We start from the raw sequence: 23,535 nt of genomic DNA on the forward strand, positions 1-23,535 counted from the left end.
CAGGGCGACGTCCACGCAGGACCCACCTCGTCCCTGCCTGTCGCAGGTCCTCCAGGTTGTGGCGTGCGTCCCCTCCACGGCCCCGCGAGCTGCGAGCCGCGTTCCGGCTGCCTACACGTGCTGAGAAGTTTCGGCCGGGAACGCCAAAGGCGGCTCCCGGATCTCTCCGGAAATCACCTCTGACCTGGTGTTTCGATTTGTAGCGGGGGCAGGATTTGCACCTGCGACCTCTGGGCAAGATCGGGGCCTGATCGCACTACCTCAAACTTCGGGTCCCTCTGGAAACCTCGGGTTGTTGAGGAGGTTCCCCATCGGACAGCGTCAACTCTATCGGAACGTCTCGGTACGCTTGCCCGTCGTTTCCGATGACTATTCGATGACGTGTCGAATCCCGGTTGGTCGCATCGGCCAGGCCGACGACCTGTTCCGGATCTCCAGGACCAGCGGGCGACGCCTGGTCGTCGGTGCCGACCGATGCGCCTCGTCAGACGTTGACGGTGACCTGGAGGAACGTGGCCGCGACAGAGGTCCTCTGTGGGTCCGAGCTCGTGTTCTGGCTGGTGAAGAGATCATCCAGCTCCTTCTGGAGCTGCTCAGTCTTGTCATTGGCCGCCGCCGCGGCGAATGCATTCATGGTGGGGCCGTAGTAGTCGCGGAATACGGCGAGCAGCTCCCTGGGGGGTCCCGGGTATTCGAAGGCGTAGGTCTCGCGCGAGAAGCTGATCTTGTCTGCTGGGATGCCGGCCTGCCCCAACCGCTCGATCACGTTCTCCTCCACTCCCCAGGTCACCGGGCTGATGAAGCCCTCCGGCGGAGGCGATGAGTAGGAGCCGGAGATCTTGAGGAGCTGGGCAACCAGGGTCGGGTCCCCTGGGATCCAGTTGCCCATGACGATGCGTCCGCCGGGACGGCTCACGCGCACCAGCTCCTTGGCCACGTCGAACGGACGCGGCGCGAACATCGCTCCGAAGATGCTCACGACGAGGTCGAACGTGTCGTCGGCGAGGTCGTCGAGGTGTGAGGCGTCGCCTTCCTGGAAGCGACAGTTCGTCAAGCCCTCGGCTTCGGCGCGGCGAGTGCCCGCGGCCACGAGGTTGCTGGCGATGTCGACGCCGAGAACATCGGCGCCGAGCCGGGCCTCAGGAAGCGCAGTGGTGCCGTCACCACAACCAACATCAAGAACCTTGAGTCCCGGGGTGACGCCGAGACGGGCGACCAGAGCCTCTCCGCTGGCGCGCATGGTTTCGGCGACCCGGGTGAAGTCGCCCTTCTCCCACAGTGCCTTGTTCGGGTTCGCTGTTTCCGTCATGGCTGCCTCCTCGGCATATTCAAGACTTTTCTTGAGGAAGGTGTAGCGCAGGGCCGCCCTGCTTGTCAAGAGTGTTCTTGAATAGGCCGCTTCAGCGGGAGCGCAGCCGCGGTACGGCAACCCGGTGCTTCTGCAGGCGCCGCATGATCGTGGGCCGGCTCTGCATCAGCAGGTAAGCCCGGATCGCATCCGGCCACCGAGGTCCCGGCGGGAGGGATGTTGCGTTCTCCGTTGCCAAGGTCACCGTCGCTCAGACCCCGCGCTCCACCGGCAGACGAGCCGACGCCCATTCGGGGAACCCGTCCTCCAACCGCGCAGCGTCGCGACCGGCCGCGGTCAGGAGTCGCACGGCTTCGTCGGCATACACGCAGTAGGAGCCGCGGCAGTAGGCGACCACCCGGGCGCCACTGTCGATGTCCCGCAGCCGGGCCCGCAGGTCACCGAGCGGCACCGATACCGCCCCCCGGATGTGCCCGGCGGCGTACTCGGCGGGCGGCCTCACATCAAGGACCACGACGTCACCTGCCCGGAGTCGTTCGCGAAGCTGGTCCCTGGTCATCGTGTCGAGACCTGACCGGTCTCCGACGTAGGCCGTGGCCAGCCGCTCGAGCCCCTCGACGTGCGCCTCGGCAACCCGTCGCATCGTCCGCCACAGCGTGGATACGAGCGGGCTCGAGAGGTCGTAGAAGATGCGGGTGCCGTCGCGACGCGTGCGCACCAAGCCCGCCCGGAGCAACCGCTGCAGGTGCTGGGAGGTGTTCGCGACCGTCTGGTCGATTTCCAACGCAAGGTCCTCGACGGACCGCTCACCCTGCATAAGGACGTCGATCAGCTCGGCACGACGACCATTCGCCAGCGCCTTCGCGGACTCGGCCAGCGCATCGAAGAGTGCTTGCTTCGCCGCGTGATCCGCCATGCTCCGAACCTCCCAATCAGCCATATTCAAGAAGTTTCTTGACAAGAGGTTAGCATCAGGTGTCATATTCAAGGACTCCATTGAATATTTGAAGCCGTCGCGGCAAAGCTGGAAGTCGCCCCAGACACAGGAGATCCCCATGAAGCCTCACTCCTTGACGCGGCACCTCTCCGTCCCACCCGATGACGCCCTGCGCTTCATCGCCGACGTCCACGCACTGCCCAGCTGGAACACGGCCATCACCCGGGTCCTCGACGTACCCACCCCACTGACGGTCGGCGACGAGTGGGTCGTGGAGATGTCCGCCCTGGGGCAGACCTGGTCGAGCCGCTCGCGGTTGATCGCGTTCGACCGGGACGCCCGGCGTTTCAGCTACCGCTCCGCCACCGACGACGGCAACCCGTCCTACGCTGAGTGGACCTGGACCGTCGCCGAGGCACCGGGAGGATGCGAGGTCACAGTGACGTGGACCCTCAACCCGCAGACCTTCTGGCGGCGCGTGCTGCTGGGCCGGATTCGCCAGCGCCAGCTCATCAGGACCGAGGTGCCGACATCCCTTGCGGCACTGCAGGCTGCTGTCGAGGCCGCGGGCGCCCGTGGGTGATCCGCTTCTCTCCGTCGTCCCGGACGCCGGGCTCGGCAACTCGGCGTACCTCCTGGACCTCGGCGACGGCCGCGCCCTGGCTGTCGACGCGAGCCGCGACCTCCGCTCGCTGCGTAGGTCCACCGAGGCCCGGGGCCTGCACGTCGCCTACGCCGCTGACACCCACCTCCACGCAGACTTCCTCTCCGGCGCGGTCCAACTCGCGGCCACCGACGGCGCCCAAGTGCTCGCATCGCGAGCCGGTGGTCGGGAGTTCCCGCACCGCGGGCTCGAGGAAGGCGAGGAGGTCAACCTCGGCGGGCTCACCCTGCGCGCGATCGACACCCCGGGGCACACCGACGAGCACCTGGCCTTCCTGCTGCTCGACGGATCTCGCGAGATTGGCGTCTTCAGCGGCGGCTCCCTGATCGCGGGCTCGGCGGCCCGCGTCGACCTCGTCGCATCCGAACGGACCGAGGAGCTCGCCCGGGCGCAGTACCGCTCGCTGCACCGGCTCGCCGCGCTCGATCCCGCCACCGCTCTCTGGCCCACCCACGGTGGCGGCTCGTTCTGCTCCACCGCGGCGGCGCCGGTGGGCGCCACCACCACGATCGGCGACGAGCTCGCCGCCAACGAGCTCCTGCGGGCACCCGACGAGGACACGTTTGTGAGGCTGCTCCTCGGGTCGCTCGGGAGCCACCCTCCGTACTTCCACCGCCTCGGCGAGATGAACCGTCGCGGCCCGGAAGTCCTTGCCGACGACCCAGCTCTCGAGGGGATCCAGCCCACGGTTGTTGCGGACCTCGTCGCCGCGGGCGCAGAGATCGTGGACGTACGACCGGTGACGTCGTTCGCGCAAGCGCATCCGGCCGGCGCCCTGTCCATCCCACTGCGTCCCGCGTTCGCCTCCTGGCTGGGCTGGCTCGCCCCGGACGACCGACCCCTCGTCGTACTCCGAGAAGCAGATCAGGACGCCGCGGAGATCCTGTGGCAGGCCCTCAAGATCGGCTACGCCAACATCGTCGGGGAGATCGCCGGCGGCATCGACGCGTGGCAGACGGCTGGCCTTCCGACCGCAGCGATCGACCTCCTCTCCCCCACCGACGTGTCCGGCGTGCGGGTGCTCGACATCCGGCAGGAGGGTGAGTACGCCGCGGGACACCTGCCGGGTGCCGCCCACCTGGAACTCGGCGACGTCGCCGAGCACGCTGCGGCGTACGCCGATGGCCCGGTTGTCGTCATGTGCGGTCACGGCGAACGAGCGATGAGCGCGGCCAGCCTGCTGGCCCGCGCCGGCGCAGCCGACGTCCGGGTCCTCGATGGCGGACCCGACGACGTCGCCCGCGCCCTGGACCTCGAGATGGAGCGGGGTCGGTGACGGGCCGGACTCGATCCCCAACGGCACTCGGCCTGCGGCCCAACATCGCCCAGTTCACCCTGCTCGTCGCGGTCAACGGACTGGTCGGCGGCATGCTCGGGCAAGAGCGCACCGTCCTCCCGTTGCTGGCAACTGACGTCTTCGGGCTGGCGTCATACACCGCTGCACTCGCCTACATCCTCGCGTTCGGCATCGCCAAGGCCCTGACCAACTACGTCGCCGGAGCCTGGTCGGAGAGGTACGGCCGCAAGCCCGTGCTGGTGGCCGGCTGGCTGATCGCGATTCCGGTTCCTCTGCTGCTGATCTGGGCGCCGCACTGGTGGATCGTGGTCGCGACCAACGTGCTGCTGGGAATCAGCCAGGGCCTCACCTGGTCGACGACCGTGATCATGAAGATCGACCTCGTCGGACCCGAACGGCGCGGCTTGGCGCTCGGTTTCAACGAGTCCTCGGGCTACCTGGCGGTCGCGGGCACCGCGCTGCTGACGGGGTACGTCGCGGCCAACAGCGGTCTGCGACCCGAGCCGTTCCTCATCGGCCTCGCCTATGCAGCATTGGGGCTGGGGCTCTCCACCCTCGCCGTGCGGGAGACCCGCCATCACGCCGACCACGAAGCGAGCCTGCTGCCCGACGAACGAGAGCTGACACCTCGTGAAGTCTTCGCGCGGACCAGTCTCCGCGAACCCGCACTCTCCTCCGCGAGCCAGGCCGGCCTGGTCAACAACCTCAACGACGGCCTGGCCTGGGGCCTTTTCCCGGTCCTGTTCACCGCGGCCGGCCTCACCCTCACCCAGACCGGCGTACTGGTTGCGATCTACCCCGCGGTCTGGGGAATCGGCCAACTGGTCACCGGCGGCCTCTCGGACCACTGGGGACGCAAGCACCTGATCACCGCAGGAATGCTGATCCAGGCCATCGCGCTCGCCGGGATTGCGGCTCTTGACACGTTCGGCGCGTGGGCAGCAGCAGCCGCTGCCCTGGGCATCGGTACCGCGCTCGTCTATCCGACACTGCTCGCCGTCATCGGCGACGTCGCCCATCCCGCCTGGCGCGCCCGCGCGGTCGGCGTCTACCGCCTCTGGCGCGACCTTGGCTTCGCCGTCGGCGCACTGCTGACCGGAGTGCTAGCGGATGCCTGGGGAATCCGTCCGGCTATCTGGATCGTCGCGGCCATCACCGCAGCTTCAGGCCTGCTCGTCGCGGTGCGGATGTACGAGACCCACGGACCGGAGAGGCGAACCGCCTGATGATTCATGTTTGACTGACCCAGTCAGTCAGTTATCATCTGAGGATGGCGCGCTCCATTCCTCCCAAACGACTCCCTGCGGTCATTGACGCGGCGGCCCAGGTCTTCGTCACCCACGGGTTCCGGCGGGCCCAGATGCAAGACGTGGCCGATGTCCTGGGCTTGGCAAAGGGCACCCTGTACGGCTACGCGGCCTCCAAGGACGCGCTGTTTGCAGCGGCGGTTCGGTGGGGGGATGCTTTGGAACCCCTCCCCGCCCTGAGCGAGCTTCCCCTGCCTGCAGCCAGCGAAGGCGAGCTGGCGGATCTGGTGACCTCACGACTTGCGGCCGAACTGCCCAACCTGGCGCTTACCCGTGCGCTGCAACGGGCGAGCCTCCCGGCCAGCCCGGAGGAGGCCTCGGCCGAGCTGGCGAGCATCGTCACCGATCTGTTCCACCGCCTCGCCCGGCACCGGGTCGCGATCAAGCTGGTCGACCGGTGCGCTCCCGAGCTTCCCGAACTCGCGCGGGTCTGGTTCGAAACCGGGCGCAGCACCCAGATGTCCGCGATGGAGGGCTACCTCGACTCACGACAATCAGCCGGCTTGCTGACCATGCCCGGGCCGACCCCCATCGTGGCGCGAACGATTGTCGAGCTCTGCGTCCTGTGGGCGGTGCACTACCAGTTCGACCCCGCCCCAGCCGCCCGACCCAAGCCGAGCGACGACAGCCTGGCTGCCACCACGGCAGCCCTGATCGCGCGGTCCACCGCGCTCGACGAGAGGTACCCGTCATGAGAGTTGCCGTACGCCAGTGCCCCATTGACCGTCGCCCACTGCCGCAGCGCGCCGCCACCGCCGCGGCTCGGCCGCTCAAGCGGTACCTCTCGGAGCAGGCTGCTCGTCCGCGCGGGATCGGTGGTCGGCTCATCGGTCGCTTGTGGATCACCGAGACCGCAACCGTTAACGATGCGGCAATCGCTCTTCTCGCTCCGACCCACGGTGAGCACATCCTCGAGATCGGCTTCGGCCCTGGACGAGCCCTCGGCATGATCAGTTCGCGAGGGGCCACCGCCACCGGCATTGATGTCTCCGAGGCGATGGTGACGCTGGCCGGCCAACGCAACCGTGACCAGATCCGGACCGGGGCTCTAAGACTCTGCGTCAGCGACGGCGCGACCATCCCCCTACCGAACGACTCAGTCGACGCTGTCATGTCCGTGCACAACGTCTATTTCTGGGCCGAGCCGCGCACCACGATCGACGAGATCGCCCGAGTACTTCGACCCGGCGGCCGGGTCCTCCTGGTCTTCCGCGGTCGCGAGCATCCGCTACCTGGGCGCCTCGACCCGACGATCTACCGATCCGTGACCACCAACGACGTGGAGACGTGGCTGCTCGACGCAGGCTTCACAGACATCGAGACCAAGTCAACACCCAGCGCCCCCACGGAGATCTCGTTCGTGATCGCCAATCTCCAGCCTTAACGAGCCCTGGTCGAACCCCGCGGCCGAAGTCCTCGGTTGCAATTGGGGCCGAGCTTGAACCCGCCAGGCAGCGGCCTCCTTCGACTAAGCGATCTGCGTCCGATGCCGCCACAGCTCGAATCTCGAGGACCTCATCGCAGCGTCAGCACGATGTGCTGGTTCGGCTCCAGGCGGAGGTCGGCCGGGTCGCCGGTGACCTTGGCGCCGTTGCTGGTGAGCTGGACTTGTTCCCCGGGTTTCGCACGTGCGCCGCCGATCTGCTGCCGGTTCAGCGCCACGCCCCACTGGGTGAACAACTGGCCCAGGGTGAACACCTCGCCCACTGAGTCGGCCTCGATGTGGAGGGTTCCATCGCCCTCGTGGGTGTGCAGCGCTGACATGGCACCGGTGCTGGGGTCGGCGCCGATGTTGGGCGGGATCGGTACGTCGGTGCCGTCGATGATGATGCGGAGCTGGGGGTGGTAGTGCTCGGCGGTTCCCATCGGGCCCAGGTCGAGTCCGGCGGCTGCCGCGCGGGCGGACACGTCGGTAGGCGCCGGCCACGGCGGCATCGAGGTGTCGTCGACTGTCGCAGCGCCGTTGGAGCTGGGTGTCGACATCCTCGGATCTGACCTGGGGTCGATGGGGTCGGGGTCGTTGGCGCAGCCGCTGAGACCAATGAGCGTGGTGAGTGCGAGGGCGGCGTACGAGGGGCGTTTCATGCACACGACTTCCGGTGCGGGAGCGAGCGGAGGCTCAGCCATCGGGGTGTGGCTGCAACGTACTGGTCCCATTCCGGGCCGAATCTGGCGGCCATCGCGCGCTCCTCGGCTTCGATCTGTGCCTTGTTGATGAGGAGGACGAAGCCGGCTGCGGAGATGAGGCCAGCGGGCGAGCGCCTGGCGATCGCGTGAGCCACCAGTACGCCGGCCATCGCCACGCACATCGGGTTCCGCGTGACCTGGAACGGCCCGTCGCTGACCAGGCGGCTGGCGCGCTCCGGGGCGAGCGGGTCGACGGTTGTCTCGTGGCGCCGAAAGGCGGTCACGGCCCAGGCCAGGAGCCCGAGACTCAACGCGACGATCATCCTGGCAAGGCCGCGTGATGTGCGGCTCGGGCGACGGCCGCCGGGCAGCAACTTCTGCGCGCCAGCAGCCCGAACGCCAGCCATCCCAAGGGTGGCACCCGACGCAGCTCAGCCGAGTTCACGGTTGTGCTCCTCTGGCTTGCCGGTCGAGATCTGCAGCAGCGTGCTGTCGTCGTTGCTGCAGCAGCCGTCACCGCAGGCGGCAGAGGTATCGACGACGGGGGTGTGTGCGTGGGAATTCGTAGTGGGCGCGCAGCAGCCCTCGCCGCGCCACGCCTCGCGGCCCTCCTTGATCGCGATCGCGGCGATGACCAGTCCGGCGATCGGGTCGGCCCATGACCAGCCGAGTGTCGCGTTGAGGACCAGGCCGACGAGCAGCACGGCCGAGAGGTAGGTGCACAGCAGGGTCTGGGTGGAGTCGGCCACGACCGCGTTGGACCCCAGCGCCTTGCCGGTGCGGCGCTGTGCCCAGGACAGGAACGGCATGATCACCAGCGAGGCCGCTGCCAGCCCGATGCCGACCGGAGAGGGGTCGGGGTCGTGCGCGCTCACCAGGGCTCGGATCGATTCGAACGTCACGTAGGCGGCGAGCGCGAAGAACGAGAACGCCATCAGTCGCAGTGCCTGCTGTTCCCGCGACTCGGGGAGCTTGTGGCGGAACTGCCACAGGATGATCAGCCCGCTGGAGACCTCGACCACTGAGTCCAGGCCGAATCCGACCAGGGCGACGGATCCGGCAACGATGCCGGCGGTGATCGCGATGATCGCCTCAATGACGTTGTACGAAACCGAGGCAGCGGCCAGCAGTTGCGCCCGTCGGCCGAGCCTGGCCTTCTCGGTCGCGTCGAGATTCGCGTGAGTGTGGACGTGGGTGCTCATGAGGCGCCTTCGAGGGTGGCTGCGCCGAAGTTCGGGCACAGCGTGACGGCGTCACCGGTCAGCGCGAGCAGTCGCTCGGCCGCGGCGAGCAGTTCCATGACGGTTTCGGGGTGGTTCAGTGACCACATCGAGGCCCGACCTTCCGGGCGAGAGGTCACGAGGCCGCAGTCCTTCAGGCAGGCCAGGTGCTTCGAGACGGTGGACTGCGCCAGCCCGAGGTGAGCGGTCAGGTCCACCACCCGGCGCTCGCCCAGCGCGAGGTGCCGAACGATTGCCAGCCGGGACGGGTCGGAGAACCCGTGGAACAGGCATGCTGCTGCCGTCAGGGCGGCGCTCTCGTCGGGTAGGGCGCTATCGACGTTCGTCATATTTATCGCCATTTAGCGATGATATCCGAGTTTGTCGCGCTTGCGTCAAGCGTGTTCACGCGGGCCGGGGCGAGTACATGATCACCGCGACTCCGAGTAGACAGATCAGTGCTCCCCCGATGTCGTAGCGGTCCGACCGGGACCCGTCGAGCGCCATCCCCAGGCCAGGGAGCCGGCGACGAAGACACCGCCGTAGGCGGCGAGGGATGCGCCCGAAGTTCTCGCGGGCTGTGGCCGGGTCGTGCGCTGACTCAGAACGCCAAATCCGGGTGCAATCGACGATTCGACCCATCGCCACGATGTCGCAACTGACCGTTGATTGGCCCGTTCACCATGACTCTGCCTCCCACGACCGATGTGTCGCGGTTTTGTGACCCAGAAACCTTGTCCCGGTCATCGCTCCTACAGCGCGCGGCCAACCGTGAGGAGCAGAAGGTGCTCGCCGGGGCCTGGCACGACAACGCCCACGGCGACATCACGTTTCGTGCCTACGTCGAGAAGGAGTGGTTGCCAACAAGCACGTCGAGGCCAGTACGCGAGCGGCCTACATCTCCTACCTCGACAAGCACTTCCACCCCTTCTTCGGACACCGTCGCCTCAACAAGATCTCCCCCTCGCTGGTCCAGGACTGGGTCACCCAGGCCAAGGCCGACGGCCTCGCACCCCGCTCGATCCGCACGTACCACGTCTTCTTGTCCTCGGTCTTCGTCCGCGCGGTCAAGGACGGGGTCCTGGTCTACAACCCGTGTGACCACACCGAGCTACCCAAGGTGATCACCGGCAAGGCCCGCACCCTCGCTCCGGGCGAGTACGAGCGCCTCCTTCCGGCGCTCCCCGACCAGCACCGGTTGATGATCGAGACCCTGATCGAGGCCGGACTGCGATGGGGCGAGCTCGTCGCCCTCAAACCCCGCCACATCGACTTCCTCCGCCGCACCCTGACCGTGGAGGAGACCATCGTGGAGGTCTCCAAGAAGCACTCCCCCACCGGCCAGCGCTACCTCGCGAAGCCGTACCCCAAGGACAACGAACCCCGCACCTTCGGCGTCCGCCAAACCTGGCTCGACGCGGTCGCCGAGCACATCAAAGCCAACGGCATCGGGCACGACGACCTACTGTTCCCCACCAAGGCAGGCACCCCCGATCTCGCGGAACACCTTCCGGACCCGGATCTGGCTGCCCGCGGTCAAAGCCAGCGGGGTCGACTTCCCTGTCCGGGTCCACGACCTCAGGCACGCCCACGCCTCGTGGCTCCTGGCCGGCGGCGCCGACCTGATGTCGGTCATGGAACGCATGGGCCACTCCCAGATCCAGACCACCCAGAAGTACCTCCACACCCTCCCCGACACCGACCAACGCAATCTCGATGCGCTTACGCGTGTCCAGACACGAAGGGACCCATGACTCAGGGACCCGGCGAGGGATGAGGCGCGCATGGCAACCGCGAGCGGGTTCGAGCTCTACTACGACATCTGAATTCGGGGTTCTCGACCCCCTCAGTAGTTGCCGAAAGCGTCGGCTGCGGAAAGGTCTGTCAACGCCTTCCAGCGTCAGCCGTCGCTTCTCGTTGTTGTGCGTACCCAGTGCTCCCCAAGACCCCCGGCCCCGAGGGGTCGAGTGCGCCCTTCGGGCGACGAGATATCCACAGGGTGCGGAGTGCCCGGCGAACCGGAAAAGGCGCCGGCGGCCCGCTTCCTTTGGGGGTAGGAAGCGGGCCGCCGGGGTGGCGAGGTGCATCTAGGGCTGCTACGACGCGCGACGCCAAATGATTCAGGGGCCGGTACATCCAGAGGCCGGTAGAAGCGGTTCTGGCAGACGATCTAGACCGAGGTCAGTCGTCGCCGGAGCCTTCGGATTCAGAGCCGGAGTCAGACTCGGAGCCGACGACGTTGAAACCCTTGTCGAGCTGCACATCGACCTCGGAGCCGTCATCGAGCGTGACCTCGACCTCGTAGTAGCTCTCCTCGTCGCCGACCTCTGTCTCGGTGACCTTGCCCTCACCGGTGTGCGCCAGCGCGGCCTCGGAAGCCTCCTCGAGAGCGGTCCCGCTGATCGGGGTGTCGCTGGCGTCGTCGTCAGCGCCACCGGTCGCGGTGGCCATCCCTGCGCCACCCAACACGACGGCGATGGCGCCACCGGCTGCCAGGTACTTGGCTTGCTTCCTCATGGTCGTATCCCGTCGGTTGAAAGTGTGGATGCGTTCATCCTGCGCCCCGGGACCTGAAGCCACCCTGAACGAAGAGACGCAAACCACGTCAGGTCCGCCAGGCCCTTCTTGGCCCAACCATGAGGATGCCGCCGGTGGCCGCCGCGAGGCGTGGTGCGCCGGTTCCGGCTTTGGCTGCCGGACACCGTGGCGGTTCGGCGTGCTACTCGCGGGCACATCCTGCCTTGCTGCCGCGGGCGCTACGTCGTGGTCGACCCGGCTGCGGCGATCTCGTGGCGGACCAGGATCGGGTTGTCGGTGATGATGCCGTCGACCCCGTCGTCGACGAGTCGTTCGACCTGGGCAGCGCTGCTCTGGCTGGGATCCAGTGGCCACGCGAACACCTTCAGGTGCAGGGCCTGGGCGCCGTCGACGCCTGCGTCGGTGATCGAGCCGGTGGCCGTGTTGACGGTGCGGAGCCAGGTGTCCTGGCCGGTAGTGCCGGCGCTGGTGCCGTCCTCGGTGATCAGGCCCAGTGGCACCGAAGGCGCCGCCTGGTGGAAGGCGGTCAGCGAGGACGCGTCGAAGCTGTGCACGTAGATCCGGCCGGAGCCGATGAAGCCGTGCTGGGAGAGCGCCTGGGCGACTTGGCGTTCGTAGCCGGGATACAGAGCGGGGTCTTTGAGCTCGAGGAGCAACCCGCAGCCGGTGGGTTGGACGGCGGTCAGCAGCTCGTCCAGTGTCGGGACGCCGGTGCCCGCGAACTGGGGGCCTTTCCACGAGCCCGCGTCCAGTTGCCAGACCTCCGCGAGAGTGAAGTTGCCGACAGGGTCCGCCTCGCGGCCGGGGAAGACCGTCGCGACGTCGGTCGTGCGGGCGAACGTGGGGTCGTGGATCACGATGAGGTGCCCGTCGGCGGTGCGTTGGATATCGAACTCGACAAGGTCGGCGCCCGCGGTGGCCGCCGCGCGCATGGCCGGCACGGTGTTCTCGGGCGCGATGTCGGAGAATCCGCGGTGCGCGATGACCATCACGTTCGCGGGCCGCGATGATCGCGCGGTGACGACCGCGTTGCTGGGCGCCGTCTTGACGGTTCGCGTGGTCGGCTCTGAAGTGTTGAGCAGTGCCGACAGCGGGAGGGCGAGCAGTCCAGCGAAAAGTCCGGCGAGCGACACCGCGACGGCGGTCCGCCGGGGCATCATGCCGCGACCTTGGGGCTGGTGTGCTCCAGCGTCGGCGACGTCTGCTGGGCCCGGGTCCTGCGGCTCCGGGCGAGCCCCATGGCCGCGGGAATCAGGGACAGGGCGACCATGCCGATCGCGAACAGCTCCACGTGCGCCGCGATCAGTGGGACCCCGCCGAGGTAGAACCCCACAGTCAACAAGCCGGTGGTCCAGGCGATGGCGCCGAGGAGGTTGTAGGCGGTGAACTGGCGCCGGGGCATGCGGGCGACGCCGGCGACCACCGGGGTGAAGGTTCGGACCACGGGTACGAACCGGGCCAGCACCACCGCCTTGGGCCCGTGCTTGGCGAAGAACGCCTGGGCTCGTTCGGCATGGGACCGGGAGAAGAACCGCGACTCGGTGCGGGAGAACACCCGGGGACCGAACCGGCGCCCGAGGAGGTATCCGACCTGGTCGCCGGCCACCGCGGCCAGCAGCAGGCCCGCCGCGACCAGCCAGAACGGGAGGTGCAGTAGCCCCCCGGCGGCCAGGACGCCGAGGGTGAACAGCAGCGAGTCACCCGGCAGGAAGAACCCGACCAACAGCCCGGTCTCGGCGAACACGATGCCCATCGCGACCAGCAGTGCGACCGGACCGAGGACGAGCAGGAAGGGTGTCAGGGCGGCGATCATGACTCGGACGGTAGGCGCGGTCACCTGCCGATCACCTGACTGAAGCATCCAGCCCCAGCGTCCAACCCGGGCGGACACCACACGGGACACCACGGAGTGCGTCGCGCCGCACACGTCGCCGCACACCTCGGCGCATTTGCAGCGCGGCGCACATCGCGACCCATCAGCGGCACCACCCGGTATCGCGGGGGCACCGACCCGGAGCCGGTGGCTCGTTGGATCGGAGCGGAGGTGGGTTGCTCCCGGGTGGGGTCGCTCCGTGGGCCAGCCCTCGGCCAGCGGTCGAAACTGCACGCTTGGATGGCTGCCTGCCGCGGCGCTGGATGGCGACGGCACCACGACCGCCTCAGGGTCGTGAGGGCAGGTCAAAGGCGCCGTGTCGAGTCTGGGAGCGGGCACCGAAGCTGCGGCTCGGTCGTCAGAGGCGCAGTCCTGCCCGGGTCGTGTCAGTCGTCGGCCGGGTCCTCGGAACCTTCGTTCTTCGAGTCGACGACCTGGAAGGCCTTGTCGAGTTGGACATCGACCTGGTCGCCGTTGCCCAGGGTGACCTCGACCTCGTAGTAGCTCTCCTCATCGCCGACCTCGGTGCCGGTGACCTTGCCGCCGCCGGTGAACTCGAGGGCTGCGTCGCTGGCCTGCTTCAGGGCGTCACCGGTGATCGGGCCTTCGGTGTCGTCGCCGCCCGTGGCGACGGCGACCCCCGTGGTTGCGCCGGTCGCGACCACGAGCACTCCTGCCGCGATTGCTGTCTTGGTCTTCCGGTTCATGTCGGCTCCTGGTGATCGATGGTGTCCAGAGTGTCAGCCGATGGCTGAAGTCACGCTGAACTCCCCTCACCCTGGTTCGCAAGTCCCTGGCCTCAACTGGTCGAGGGCCCGGGGCCACGCTGACCATGTCGTCGATCCACGACCTCAGCGCTCACGGGGGCGACCGGAGTCGGGGCAGTCGGGGGCGAGGTCGCGCACCGATGGGTGCGGTGGGTGGTGATCCGGGGCCGCCGGGTTTCCACCAGCACGGGCTCGGATGGCGACCCGCGCCCCTCAGCGACCGAGAGGGTCGGTCAGGATCTGTGCCAGGGCCTCGAACCCGTCGGTGCACCAGTACTCGCCGTCTGGGGTGACTGCGTAGGCATCAACGCCGTCGAGCCCGTCCAGCCATGGCCGGGAGTTGTGCCCCATGGCGAAGGCGGCGGTCGCGGCCCAGTCGACGAGGGTGAGGTCGGTCCCAACGACGGTGATGGAGGCGAGCTCGCTGGCGAACGTGCCGGCGACGGGATCGATGATGTGCGGGCCGCGTTCGGCTGTCCCCGAGGTGGCCACGGCCAGGCGAGCGTGTTGCGCCGACGGGCTGGCCACGGCGAGCAGCCGGTGCCGGTCGGAGGGGTCGACGATGCCGATCCGCCAGGCATCACCGGGTCCGGGGACTCCAACGCACTGCACATCACCGCCGGCGGTGATGCAGTGGTGCTCGGAACCAGCACGAAGCAGCAGGTTGCTGGCCACCTCGACACTCCACCCCTTGACCATGCCGGAGGGGTCGAGCCGTCCTCCGGGGTGGTCGGTGAAGTAGCCGCCGCTGGCTGTGGCGGCTTGCTGGCACAGGTCGAGCACGTGCCGCACCTCCGGTGCGCACTCGTCCAGGAGCAGTGAGCCGTTGGCCAGCCGGGTGATCTGGCTGTCGGGTCGGTAGGTGCTGAAGGTGTCGTCCACCCACTGCCACCCGGCCACCACCTCATCGACCGCAGCCGCGGCGGGGTCGAGGTCGCGCACATCGAGGGTGAACACGGTGCCCATCACCTCGACGATCCGACGGGTGCCCTGGATGCGGTCGACAGGCGGCCCAGAGGCTCTTGCCGGTGCCGGGGGTGAGGCCGGTGGTGAGGTCGTCGGGGGGATCATGCGCCCTGGCCCGTCTGCGCGGCCTGGGCTGGCTGGTTGGCGAACTGGTCCAAAGCCGCCTGCAGCGAGCTCGCGTAGCCCTCGCTGGTGTAGGTGGCACCGGAGACGGCGTGGATGCCGGCCCCTTGGGCGGCCAGCGCCTCGCGGCGCAAGATGGGGGCGGAGTAGTCGGCGATGCTGCCCGACTTCCCACCGGTGGGCAGAGCGACGGCCTGGACGTCGGTCAGCTTCCCACCCTTCACTGTGACGCGGACCTGGACCGGTCCGTAGCGGGTGGTGATCAACGGTCCGGTCACGGTGCCCTGCGCGGTCGGGGCCAGCGCGACGTTGGACTGGCCGCCGAACGCGAGCGGGTCGGCCGAGGTGGCGGCCTTCCCGCCGATCAGCAGCAGCAGTCCGAGGACGGTGCCGGCGGTGGCCAGTGCGGGACGGTTCATGGCTCTTCCGCCTTCTTAGAACGTGAACTGTTCGGTGTGGATGTGTCGGGCTGGGACGCCGCAGCGCAGCAGGCTGTCGCGGGCGGCGTCCATGAATCGGGGTGGGCCGCAGACGAAGGCGTCGCGGTCCTCCAGGTCGGGGATCAGGTGGCGCAGGCGGTGGTCGACGAGGACGTCGGTGTCGCTGCCGGGTGCACCGAGGACGTAGTGCACCTCGATGTGCTCGGCTCGGGCGAGGGTGTCGAGCTCATGGGCGAGGATGATCTCCTCGGCGTGGTTGGCGCGGTAGAGCAACGTCACTGGACCAGCATCGAGCTCGGTGTCAGCGCCCGTGTCGTGGGCGTGGTGCTCGAGCATGGTGCGCAGCGGGGTGATCCCGATGCCGCCGGCTAGCAGGAGCACGCCGTGGCCGCGTCGGCGTGCCGGGGTGAAGGCCCCGTAGGGTCCTTCGGCGATCACTTTGGTGCCGGGACGCAGGCGCTGCAGGTCGCGGCTGTGGTCGCCGAGGTCCTTGACGGTGATCCGCAGCTCGGTGTCGGTCGGTGTCGCGGACAGGGAGAAGGGGTGGGACTGCCACCAGCCGGACGGGGTGAGGAACCGCCACCGGAAGAACTGTCCGGGTTGGGCGCCGAGCCGGTCCAGGCCCTCACCGGCGACGGTGATCGAGACCACGCCGGGTGCCTCGGTGGTCACCGAGGCGACCCGCAGCCGGTGCCGCAGGGCGTCGCGGACCGGGACCAGCCACCGGTACCACAACAGGGCGGCGCCGACCGCGGCGTACAGGGCGATCCAGGCGGCCTTGGCCCAGCCGGTCTGGAAGTCAGCGCCGGCGGAGAGCACGTGCAGGAAGCTCAACGCCACGGCGATATAGGTGAGCAGATGGATCAGGTACCAGGTCTCGTAGCTGACCCGGCGGCGCACCGTGCGGGCCGAGATGGCCCCGACCACGACGAGCAGGCCGAGCCCGATGGTGGCGAGCAAGACGTTGGGGACCGCGACCAACAGGGTCGAGGCCTCCGCAAGGAACCCGGTCTGGGCGGTGATGGCGTAGCCCCAGGTGATCAACACGGCGTGCGCGATCAGCAGGCTGAGCAGGTAGCGGCCGCCCATGGCGTGCCAGCGGGCCAGCCGGTCCGAGCCAAGGCCGTGCTCGATCCAGGGTGCACGGCTCATCAACAGCAGGATGACTGCGACGGCGTAGCCGCCGAGCAGACCGGTGAGCCGCCCGGCCGAGGTGAGCCACTCCCCCAGGCCGGCCAGGATCGTGGTGTCGTGCCACCACAGTCCCAGGACGGCCGCAGTGCCAGCGAGGACCACGGTGAGCAGTCCGCGTTCACTCACCGTGCGGCGGGCGGGGCGACTCCCCCTGGCCCGCGCGGACTCGGGGGTGGGTATCGGGTGGGCCAGGGTCGTCGTCATCTCACTGTCTCCTCTCTCTCAGGTCACTGTCGGGTCACTGCGGGGTGGTGGCGGGTGATGCGGTGGGGTGGGACGGGCCGGTCGGGGGATCTCGACCCGCCCCACCGTCGGGGGTGCCTCAGGCCGCGGCAGCCTGGGCGTCGGTGTCGGATTCGGCCGGCTGACGGTGCTTCTCGCTCCGGGAGAACCCGATGACGACCGCGAGGATGGTGGTCAGGAAGAGGCCGCTGGTGACCGTGGTCCCTAGGCCCAGGCCACCGGCGCTGGTCGGCTGGGAGAGCAGGTCGCCGATCGAGGCACCCAGGGGCCGGGTCAGGATGTAGGCGATCCAGAAGGCCAGCACGGCGTTGGTGCCGAACTTGTAGTAGGACAGGGTGATCACGCCGATCAGGGCGCCGAACATCAGTGCCGAGACGCCGAACCCGAGGGCGAATCCTTCGGCGACCAGGTCGCCGGCGGCGGTGCCGAGGGCGAAGGTGAAGAGGATCGCCAGCCAGTAGAAGCCCTCACGGCGTGAGGTGACGATGGTGTGGATCGACAGCGTCCGCTCCTTGGCGTACCAGGCGGCGAAGGTGGCGGCCAGGGCGGCGGCGAACACCACGGTGGTGGTGACCAGGCTGACGCCGAAGTTGTCGACCAGGTTGTCGGTGATCAGGGTGCCGACGATGCTGATCAGCACCACCGCCAGCCAGTACACCGAGGGCACGTAGCGGCGGGTGCGGAACTGGACGGTCAGGACCACGGCGAGCAGGCCGGCCATGATCAGGCTGGTGGTGGTGAGGCCGAGGTTGAGGTTGGTGGCCAGGAAGTCCGCGGCGGTCTCGCCCACGGTGGTGGCCAGGATCTTGACGATCCAGAAGAACAAGGTGACCTCGGGGACCTTGTTGAGCATCGCCTTGGCGATATCTCGACGGTCCCCCGTCATCCCTCGGGTGATGGCGCTCATCTGATGTGTCCCTTCAAGTCGTGTGCGTCGATTGAAGGGATCGTGACTCAGGCGGCCTGCCGACAACCTGACTACCGAAGGGCTACTCCGGTTGCTCGGGTGACCGGGCCGGTCCTTTCGGGACCGAGGGCAGGGTCAGCACGAAGTGCCCGCCACCCGGCCGACTGTCGAGGCGCGCCACGGCCTCCACGTCGCCACCGAGGGAGCGCGCCACCCGACGCGCCAGCGGCAGACCCAGGCCGGCGCCGTCACTGGTCGCGCCCCGGTGGCCGGGTACGAAGAGTCGTTCGACCTCGCCGGGCTCGACACCCGGGCCGTCGTCCTCGACGTGGAACTCGACCAGCGCACCGCGTGCCACCACGCGCAGCGTGACTCGGGAAGCAGCGTGGCGGACCGCGTTGTCCAGCAACGGGGACAGGGCGCGCTGCACGAGGTCCAAGGGCCCGGCGATCAGCACCCCGTCGGGCACCGAGGTCACCGTGACTCGCGCACCGGGGCGCAGCTGCGACTCTTCGAGCAGGGGCGCGAGCACGTCACCCGGCGTGCTGCGACCGACCACGCCACCGGTGCGAGCCAGGTCCATCAGCGCCGTGATCGCATCCGACATGGTGTCGCAGGCCGCGACGATCCGGGTCAGGGCCGCTCGTGGCTCCTCGGGGAGGTCCGGATGCAGGGCCGCGATCTCGGCCTCGGCGCGCACGGTGGTCAGCGGGGTGCGCAGCTCGTGCGCCATCTCCTGGGACAACCGCTGCTCGGAGCGGATCACCTCCGCGACCCGGCCCAGCAGGGTGTCAAAGGTGGTGGCCAGGCTGGAGATCTCATCGTTTGGCTCGCCCAGGGCGAAACGCCGGTCCAGGTCCTGCTCGCTCCACTCCCGGGCCCGGGCCGCCATCAACGAGACCGGTTTCAGGGCGCGGTGCAGGCTCCACGCCGCCACGCCCGCGCTCCCGAGTACGACGACGAACCCGAGGGCCAGGGTCACCAACAGCGCATAGTGCTCGGTCCGCTCATACGGCGCCAGGTTGACCGCGACCACCACCACCGCCGACACCTCGCCAGCAGCCCCCAGCTGCACCGGCACCGCGAGCAGCCGATACTCATCATCGACGCTCGCGGTGGACCGCTGCTGGCTGGTCGACAGCTCCTCGACCGTGCGGCGCAGCGCGCCCTCAGCCGGCGCCCCCTCGACCAGACGCCCGGTGTCGTCGTAGACCCAGGTGGACCGGTCGAGGGTCTCGGTGGGGGTTTCCTGGGCCACCACCTGTCCGTCCCGCACGATCAGGGTCGAGGTCACGGCGTCCGCCCGATCCTGCAGCAGCCCGCTGACATCGCCCTCGACCGTGGAGGCCAGGACCTCGTGGACCAACAACGTCAACGCCGCCATCGCGATCAGGGTGAGCGCCACCGTCGTCCCCACCACCTGCTGCCGCAGCCGGGACCCGAGGATCAGCCCAACCCCTGATGATGTCTCAGGCGCCTCGGATGATGCGTGGTCTGGTGCCGCCTGCGGTGCCCCGCCCGGGTGCGAGTCGGTGGTCATCGCAGTGTGTACCCGACGCCACGGACCGTCTCGATCCCGACCGGGGCCTCGATGCCCTCCAGCTTGGTTCGCAGCCGTCGGATGTAGGAGTCCAGGGTGTTGTCGCTGACCATCGCCCCGTCCGGCCAACCGGCCGCCACCAACGTGCCCCGCCGCACCACCTCGCCGTCGCGACCAGCAATCGTCGCGAACAACCGGAACTCCGTCGGCGAGAGCCGCACCTCCTGGGCACCGAACGTGATCGCGTGCTTGCCGGCATCGAGCCGCAGTCCCGTCTCCGACGCCACCGGGGTCGTTCCTCGTCGGGCCAGAGCATCGAGGCGGACCAGCAGCTCGCTCACCGCGAACGGTTTGGTCAGGTAGTCGTCGCCACCGGCGTGGAACCCGGCCAAACGCTCGTGCACCGCACCCAGTGCCGTCAGGAACAGCACCGGCGCCGGCTGGCCCGCCGCCCGCAACGCCAAGCACACATCCCGGCCGTCCGCGTCGGGCAGCCCGATGTCGAGCACGCACACCTGCACACCCGAGTCCTTGCCCAGCAGGCGAACCGCCTGCTCTCCAGTGCTCGTCGAGATGACCTCGTGCCCGGCACCCTTCAACGCCGCAACCAGCACCCCCCGCAGCGCCACGTCGTCCTCGCAAACCCCGACGACGGCCATCAGCACTCCCCTCCGTCGCGGCTCGGGAGGTTTCGGTCCACCGACATGGCGGCCCGGTTCAGAGCGGGGGCGAGTGCCGAGCCATCCTCGTTTCTCACCGCGCTCTGCCTCTCGTCGCTGGCCCGTCGTTTCGCAGTAGGCCACCATGCTGAGTGGCCCGGCCTGGACGCCTCACGGTAGCCCGCACGAGTCCTGATTTGCCTGCCTGGGCGATTGCTCCCCTCACTGGTCGGCAGCCTCGCGCTCGTTTCGTTGATAGGGAAGCACCAGCACGAAACGGGCTCCGCGCGTGCCGACCTCGACGTTGAGGTTCCCGTCGTGCGCGGTGCTGATCTCCCGGGCGATCGCCAACCCCAGACCAGTGCCACCACTGGCGCGGGTGCGGCTCTCATCCAGACGCACGAAGCGTTCGAAGACCCGTTCGCGGTCGGCCTCAGGGATGCCCGGTCCGTCGTCCTCGACCACGACCTCGACGTTGTCGCCGCGGATCTGCAGGGTGAGGTCGACGTGACCCTCGGCGTGGCGTGCGGCGTTGTCAGCCAGGTTGCGCAACGCCCGGGCGAGCTGGACGGGGTCACCGTGGATACGCGCTGGCGGCGCCGTCACGGTCACCGTCACGGTGCCGAGCTTGCGGAGTCGCTCCGCCTCCTGGTTGACCAGGTCGTCGACGTCGACGTCGACAGATCGGACCCTGAGTCCGTGTTCGTCGACGCGCGCGAGCAGGAGCAGGTCCGCGACCAGGTGGTCGAGGCGGTCGAGCTCGGCGAGCACGTCGCGGCTGGTCGCAGTGAAGTCGCGGGTCTCAGGGTGCAGGGCGGCGATCTCATGGGCGGCGCGGATGGTGGCCAGTGGGCTGCGCAGCTCGTGCGAGGCGTCCCCGACGAATCGACGTTGTCGGTCACTGCCGGTCTCCAGCCGCTCTAGCATCGCGTTCATCGTGACCGCCAGCCGGGAGATCTCGTCGTCGCCATCGGGCACAGGCACCCGCGCATCCAGCTCCGTGGTTCCCTGGACCGTGGCGACCCGGGTCCGGATGGCCTCCACCGGGGCAAGGGCTCGACCCGCCAGCCAGTAGGAGGTCAGGGCGACCCCTAGCAGCACCACGGGATAGCCGATGAGCAACAGGGTGACGACCACCGCGGTGGACTGCCCGACCAACTCGAGGCTTTGCGCGACCAGGACCACCACCGGGCCGTCAGGCCCTGTGACTCCCAAGGCGACCACGACGAAGTCCTCACCCTCACCGATGGGCAGCGCCCCTGAGCGGATGGTGCTGGTCGATCCCGGGTCTGGTCGGGCGTCGACCACTGCCGGTTCGCCGTCTACGGAGGGACTCGCGGCGAGGACGTTCCCGTCTGCGTCGACGATCTGTACCAGCGACTGGTCCCCGGCGCCGGCGGCAAGGTCCGCGCCGGCCCCGTCCTGGACGACTTGCGCGGCGATGTCGGTGGCCTGCTGTTGGGCGGCCTCGGTGATGGAGGCTTCCAGTTGCTGGCGCTGCGCGAACGCGAACGCCAGCGCTGCGACAGCCAGGAAGACCGCGACGGCGAGGGTGGCCGCCGCGGTGGTCCGCCAGCGCACCCCGCGAAATCTCCTCATCGCTGACTAGCCCCCTGCCCGGACAGGCGGTAGCCCACGCCACGAACCGTCTGGATCGACTGCCGGCCGAAGGGCTGATCGATCTTGCGGCGGAGGTAGCCGACGTACACCTCGACGACGTTCTCGTCGCCTTCGTAGTTCAGGTCCCACACGGCCTGGAGAATCTCCAGCTTGGAGACCACGTCCCCGGGGTGGCGCATCAGGAAGTGCAGCAATCCGAACTCCCGCGGGGTCAGGTCGATCTCGGTTACGCCGCTGTGCACCATTCTGGTCGCCGGGTCCAGCGTCAGGTCCCCCACCTTCAAGACCGTGGGACGCTCGGGCGCACCACGTCGCACCAGTGCCCGCAACCGTGCCACGAGGACCACGAAGGAGAACGGCTTGGTCAGGTAGTCGTCGGCACCGAGATCGAAGGCATCGACCTGGTCGTATTCGCCGTCCTTGGCTGTCAACATCAGCACCGGCGTCCAGACACCGGCCTCCCGGAGGCTCCGACAGACGTCGTAGCCGTTCAGGGACGGCAGCATGATGTCGAGGACGAGTACGTCGTAGTCGCGCGACCGCGCGTGTTCGAGCCCCTCGGCCCCGTCGTGAACGAGGTCGACGACGAAGCCCTCGGCGACCAGACCCCGTCTCACGGTCTCCGCGAGACGGACCTCGTCCTCAACCATCAGTATCCGCACCAGTCGACCTGCCTTCCCTGTCAGCTCCCATCTTGGCGGGCCGCGGCTGAGGACACGCTGTGAAGACACTTCGGGCAGGGCCTTCTCAGGTTCCTCACAGCCGATCGGGCGCATGCTGAGGCAACTCATGTCCTCCCGAGCGAAGGGGCTCCGCAATGTCGGGACGCGGGCGTCCCGGACGCCGCTTTGTGATAGGCCCGGTTACGTGACGAGGCGCGCCATCATCGGCCTCGTCGGAGGGGTCGTCGCCGCGGGATGTGGTGCAGCGGCCTTGTTCGGGTTCGGGATCGTGGGTGACTCGACCCCAGCCCGGGAACTCCCGAGAAGCCCGGCCCCAGCGGTCTCGACAATGACGCTCACACGTATCGCCGTGGCGGGCGATACCGGTACCGGGCCAGGCAGCGCCATCGAGGACACCGTCCAGACCATGGTCGACCAGAGTCGCCAGCGTGGCTACGACGGGCTCGTCCTGCTGGGCGACCTGATCTACCCCGAGGGCGACGCGGACCAGGCCCGTAGCAGGATCACCGACGTTTTCATGCCCATCCTCGGTCGTGGTGCCCGCCTGGTGCCAGTGCTGGGCAACCACGACTACCTGAGCGACGAACCGTCCGCCATCCTCACCGAGGTCGGGCGCGAGCAGACCTGGTACGCCGACAAGGTCGGCATCGTCCGCATCCTCGTCCTCGACACCGAGCAGGTCGACAATCCCGCCCAGACCACCTGGTTACAGGAAACGCTCGCCTCCCCGACCGATGCTGCCTGGACGATCGTCGCGATGCACAAGCCGGCCTACTCCGCCGGCTACCACGGCTCAGACCAAGAGATCCAGCGACAATGGGTGCCGCTCTTCGAGCAGTACGACGTCCCGCTGGTGCTCGCGGGCCATGACCATGACTACCAGCGGTCCAAACCGATCGATGGTGTCACCTACGTGGTCTCCGGCGGCGCGGCCACGCTCCGCCCCACCGGGCGTGAGGACTTCACCGAAGTCAGCACCTCGACCCTCCACTACGTCGATCTCCTCGCCGAGGACGACCGCCTGACGCTGCGCGCGATCGACCAGTCCGGCATGCTCTTCGACTCCGTCGAGCTGTCCCATTAGCCATGCAGCAGCCGCGACCGCGCTGGTGCTGAGGGAG

Annotated in this window: 25 protein-coding genes and 2 pseudogenes; 8 read left to right on the forward strand and 19 right to left on the reverse strand. The window is 68.6% G+C overall.

Annotation, left to right across the window (positions count from 1 at the left end; genetic code table 11):
• Positions 1–484: 484 nt before the first annotated feature.
• Positions 485–1,378, reverse strand: a complete 894-nt coding sequence (locus tag BLR90_RS17365; RefSeq protein ID WP_218029435.1) for a class I SAM-dependent methyltransferase — start codon at positions 1,376–1,378, stop codon at positions 485–487.
• 181 nt (positions 1,379–1,559) lie between these two features.
• A complete protein-coding gene (locus BLR90_RS17370; protein ID WP_091026498.1) occupies positions 1,560–2,225 on the reverse strand; it encodes an ArsR/SmtB family transcription factor in 666 nt (221 codons plus the stop codon).
• 139 nt (positions 2,226–2,364) lie between these two features.
• On the opposite strand from BLR90_RS17370, the gene BLR90_RS17375 reads away from it, so the two are divergent.
• The 5 genes from BLR90_RS17375 to BLR90_RS17395 all read left to right on the forward strand — a co-directional run bounded on the left by BLR90_RS17375 (position 2,365) and on the right by BLR90_RS17395 (position 6,898).
• Positions 2,365–2,829 (forward strand): SRPBCC family protein, encoded by a 465-nt coding sequence (locus BLR90_RS17375; RefSeq protein ID WP_170254357.1) that lies wholly within the window; start codon positions 2,365–2,367, stop codon positions 2,827–2,829.
• On the forward strand, positions 2,822–4,186 hold the full coding sequence (locus tag BLR90_RS17380; protein ID WP_091026500.1) for an MBL fold metallo-hydrolase: 1,365 nt from the start codon (positions 2,822–2,824) through the stop codon (positions 4,184–4,186). The genes BLR90_RS17375 and BLR90_RS17380 overlap by 8 nt, the downstream gene beginning before the upstream one ends.
• Entirely contained in the window at positions 4,183–5,433 is a 1,251-nt protein-coding gene (locus BLR90_RS17385; RefSeq protein WP_218029436.1) for an MFS transporter, read from the forward strand. Before BLR90_RS17380 ends, BLR90_RS17385 begins: the two co-directional genes overlap by 4 nt.
• 44 nt (positions 5,434–5,477) lie before the next feature.
• Positions 5,478–6,209 carry a TetR/AcrR family transcriptional regulator gene (locus tag BLR90_RS17390; protein WP_091026501.1) on the forward strand — a complete coding sequence of 244 codons (732 nt, stop codon included), beginning with the start codon at positions 5,478–5,480 and terminating at the stop codon, positions 6,207–6,209.
• Between the two features lie 140 nt (positions 6,210–6,349).
• Entirely contained in the window at positions 6,350–6,898 is a 549-nt protein-coding gene (locus BLR90_RS17395) for a class I SAM-dependent methyltransferase (protein ID WP_176943983.1), read from the forward strand.
• A 131-nt stretch (positions 6,899–7,029) separates the two neighbouring features.
• Here BLR90_RS17395 and BLR90_RS17400 read toward each other — a convergent pair whose 3' ends face one another.
• The 5 genes and pseudogenes from BLR90_RS17400 to BLR90_RS21550 all read right to left on the reverse strand — a co-directional run.
• Entirely contained in the window at positions 7,030–7,599 is a 570-nt protein-coding gene (locus BLR90_RS17400) for a hypothetical protein (RefSeq protein WP_091026503.1), read from the reverse strand.
• A complete protein-coding gene (locus BLR90_RS17405; protein WP_170254358.1) occupies positions 7,596–7,964 on the reverse strand; it encodes a methyltransferase family protein in 369 nt (122 codons plus the stop codon). Before BLR90_RS17405 ends, BLR90_RS17400 begins: the two co-directional genes overlap by 4 nt.
• A 108-nt stretch (positions 7,965–8,072) precedes the next feature.
• The gene (locus tag BLR90_RS17410; RefSeq protein ID WP_091026505.1) at positions 8,073–8,843 is read right to left on the reverse strand and encodes a cation diffusion facilitator family transporter; all 771 of its coding nucleotides are present in this window, start codon (positions 8,841–8,843) and stop codon (positions 8,073–8,075) included.
• On the reverse strand, positions 8,840–9,223 hold the full coding sequence (locus BLR90_RS17415; protein ID WP_245715374.1) for an ArsR/SmtB family transcription factor: 384 nt from the start codon (positions 9,221–9,223) through the stop codon (positions 8,840–8,842). The genes BLR90_RS17410 and BLR90_RS17415 overlap by 4 nt, the downstream gene beginning before the upstream one ends.
• 43 nt (positions 9,224–9,266) lie before the next feature.
• Positions 9,267–9,442, reverse strand: a pseudogene (locus BLR90_RS21550) (YnfA family protein); the annotation flags it as partial.
• A 272-nt stretch (positions 9,443–9,714) separates the two neighbouring features.
• On the opposite strand from BLR90_RS21550, the pseudogene BLR90_RS21790 reads away from it, so the two are divergent.
• Together BLR90_RS21790 and BLR90_RS21695 are read left to right on the forward strand one after the other, a co-directional pair.
• Positions 9,715–9,792 (forward strand): annotated as a pseudogene (locus tag BLR90_RS21790) (hypothetical protein); the annotation flags it as partial.
• Between the two features lie 562 nt (positions 9,793–10,354).
• Entirely contained in the window at positions 10,355–10,615 is a 261-nt protein-coding gene (locus tag BLR90_RS21695; protein WP_281245425.1) for a tyrosine-type recombinase/integrase, read from the forward strand.
• A 427-nt stretch (positions 10,616–11,042) separates the two neighbouring features.
• Here BLR90_RS21695 and BLR90_RS17435 read toward each other — a convergent pair whose 3' ends face one another.
• The 12 genes from BLR90_RS17435 to BLR90_RS17490 form a co-directional block, all read right to left on the reverse strand.
• Positions 11,043–11,378 (reverse strand): PepSY domain-containing protein, encoded by a 336-nt coding sequence (locus BLR90_RS17435; protein WP_091026506.1) that lies wholly within the window; start codon positions 11,376–11,378, stop codon positions 11,043–11,045.
• A 239-nt stretch (positions 11,379–11,617) separates the two neighbouring features.
• On the reverse strand, positions 11,618–12,559 hold the full coding sequence (locus BLR90_RS17440) for a glycerophosphodiester phosphodiesterase (RefSeq protein ID WP_091026507.1): 942 nt from the start codon (positions 12,557–12,559) through the stop codon (positions 11,618–11,620).
• Positions 12,556–13,212, reverse strand: coding sequence for a DedA family protein (locus tag BLR90_RS17445; protein WP_091026508.1), 657 nt, complete (start codon positions 13,210–13,212; stop codon positions 12,556–12,558). The genes BLR90_RS17440 and BLR90_RS17445 overlap by 4 nt, the downstream gene beginning before the upstream one ends.
• Before the next feature lie 446 nt (positions 13,213–13,658).
• Complete coding sequence (locus tag BLR90_RS17450) at positions 13,659–13,979, reverse strand: PepSY domain-containing protein (RefSeq protein WP_091026509.1); 321 nt, start codon at positions 13,977–13,979, stop codon at positions 13,659–13,661.
• Positions 13,980–14,252: 273 nt separating this feature from the next.
• Positions 14,253–15,005 carry an FAD:protein FMN transferase gene (locus tag BLR90_RS17455; RefSeq protein ID WP_091026510.1) on the reverse strand — a complete coding sequence of 251 codons (753 nt, stop codon included), beginning with the start codon at positions 15,003–15,005 and terminating at the stop codon, positions 14,253–14,255.
• A 101-nt stretch (positions 15,006–15,106) separates the two neighbouring features.
• Positions 15,107–15,547 carry an FMN-binding protein gene (locus BLR90_RS17460; RefSeq protein ID WP_091026511.1) on the reverse strand — a complete coding sequence of 147 codons (441 nt, stop codon included), beginning with the start codon at positions 15,545–15,547 and terminating at the stop codon, positions 15,107–15,109.
• A 15-nt stretch (positions 15,548–15,562) separates the two neighbouring features.
• Positions 15,563–16,966, reverse strand: coding sequence for a ferredoxin reductase family protein (locus BLR90_RS17465; RefSeq protein ID WP_091026512.1), 1,404 nt, complete (start codon positions 16,964–16,966; stop codon positions 15,563–15,565).
• A gap of 118 nt (positions 16,967–17,084) precedes the next feature.
• On the reverse strand, positions 17,085–17,912 hold the full coding sequence (locus tag BLR90_RS17470; protein WP_091026513.1) for a COG4705 family protein: 828 nt from the start codon (positions 17,910–17,912) through the stop codon (positions 17,085–17,087).
• Positions 17,913–17,994: 82 nt separating this feature from the next.
• Positions 17,995–19,317: a sensor histidine kinase gene (locus tag BLR90_RS17475; protein WP_170254359.1), complete on the reverse strand. Its 1,323-nt coding sequence runs from the start codon at positions 19,315–19,317 to the stop codon at positions 17,995–17,997.
• Positions 19,318–19,448: 131 nt separating this feature from the next.
• Entirely contained in the window at positions 19,449–20,111 is a 663-nt protein-coding gene (locus tag BLR90_RS17480; protein WP_091026621.1) for a response regulator transcription factor, read from the reverse strand.
• A gap of 222 nt (positions 20,112–20,333) precedes the next feature.
• Entirely contained in the window at positions 20,334–21,692 is a 1,359-nt protein-coding gene (locus tag BLR90_RS17485; protein WP_143016255.1) for a sensor histidine kinase, read from the reverse strand.
• Between the two features lie 14 nt (positions 21,693–21,706).
• The gene (locus BLR90_RS17490; protein WP_174812379.1) at positions 21,707–22,507 is read right to left on the reverse strand and encodes a response regulator transcription factor; all 801 of its coding nucleotides are present in this window, start codon (positions 22,505–22,507) and stop codon (positions 21,707–21,709) included.
• A gap of 175 nt (positions 22,508–22,682) precedes the next feature.
• On the opposite strand from BLR90_RS17490, the gene BLR90_RS17495 reads away from it, so the two are divergent.
• Entirely contained in the window at positions 22,683–23,498 is an 816-nt protein-coding gene (locus BLR90_RS17495; protein ID WP_170254360.1) for a metallophosphoesterase family protein, read from the forward strand.
• Positions 23,499–23,535 lie beyond the last annotated feature (37 nt).

The organism is Nocardioides szechwanensis (genome assembly GCF_900103935.1).
Lineage (GTDB): Bacteria > Actinomycetota > Actinomycetes > Propionibacteriales > Nocardioidaceae > Nocardioides > Nocardioides szechwanensis.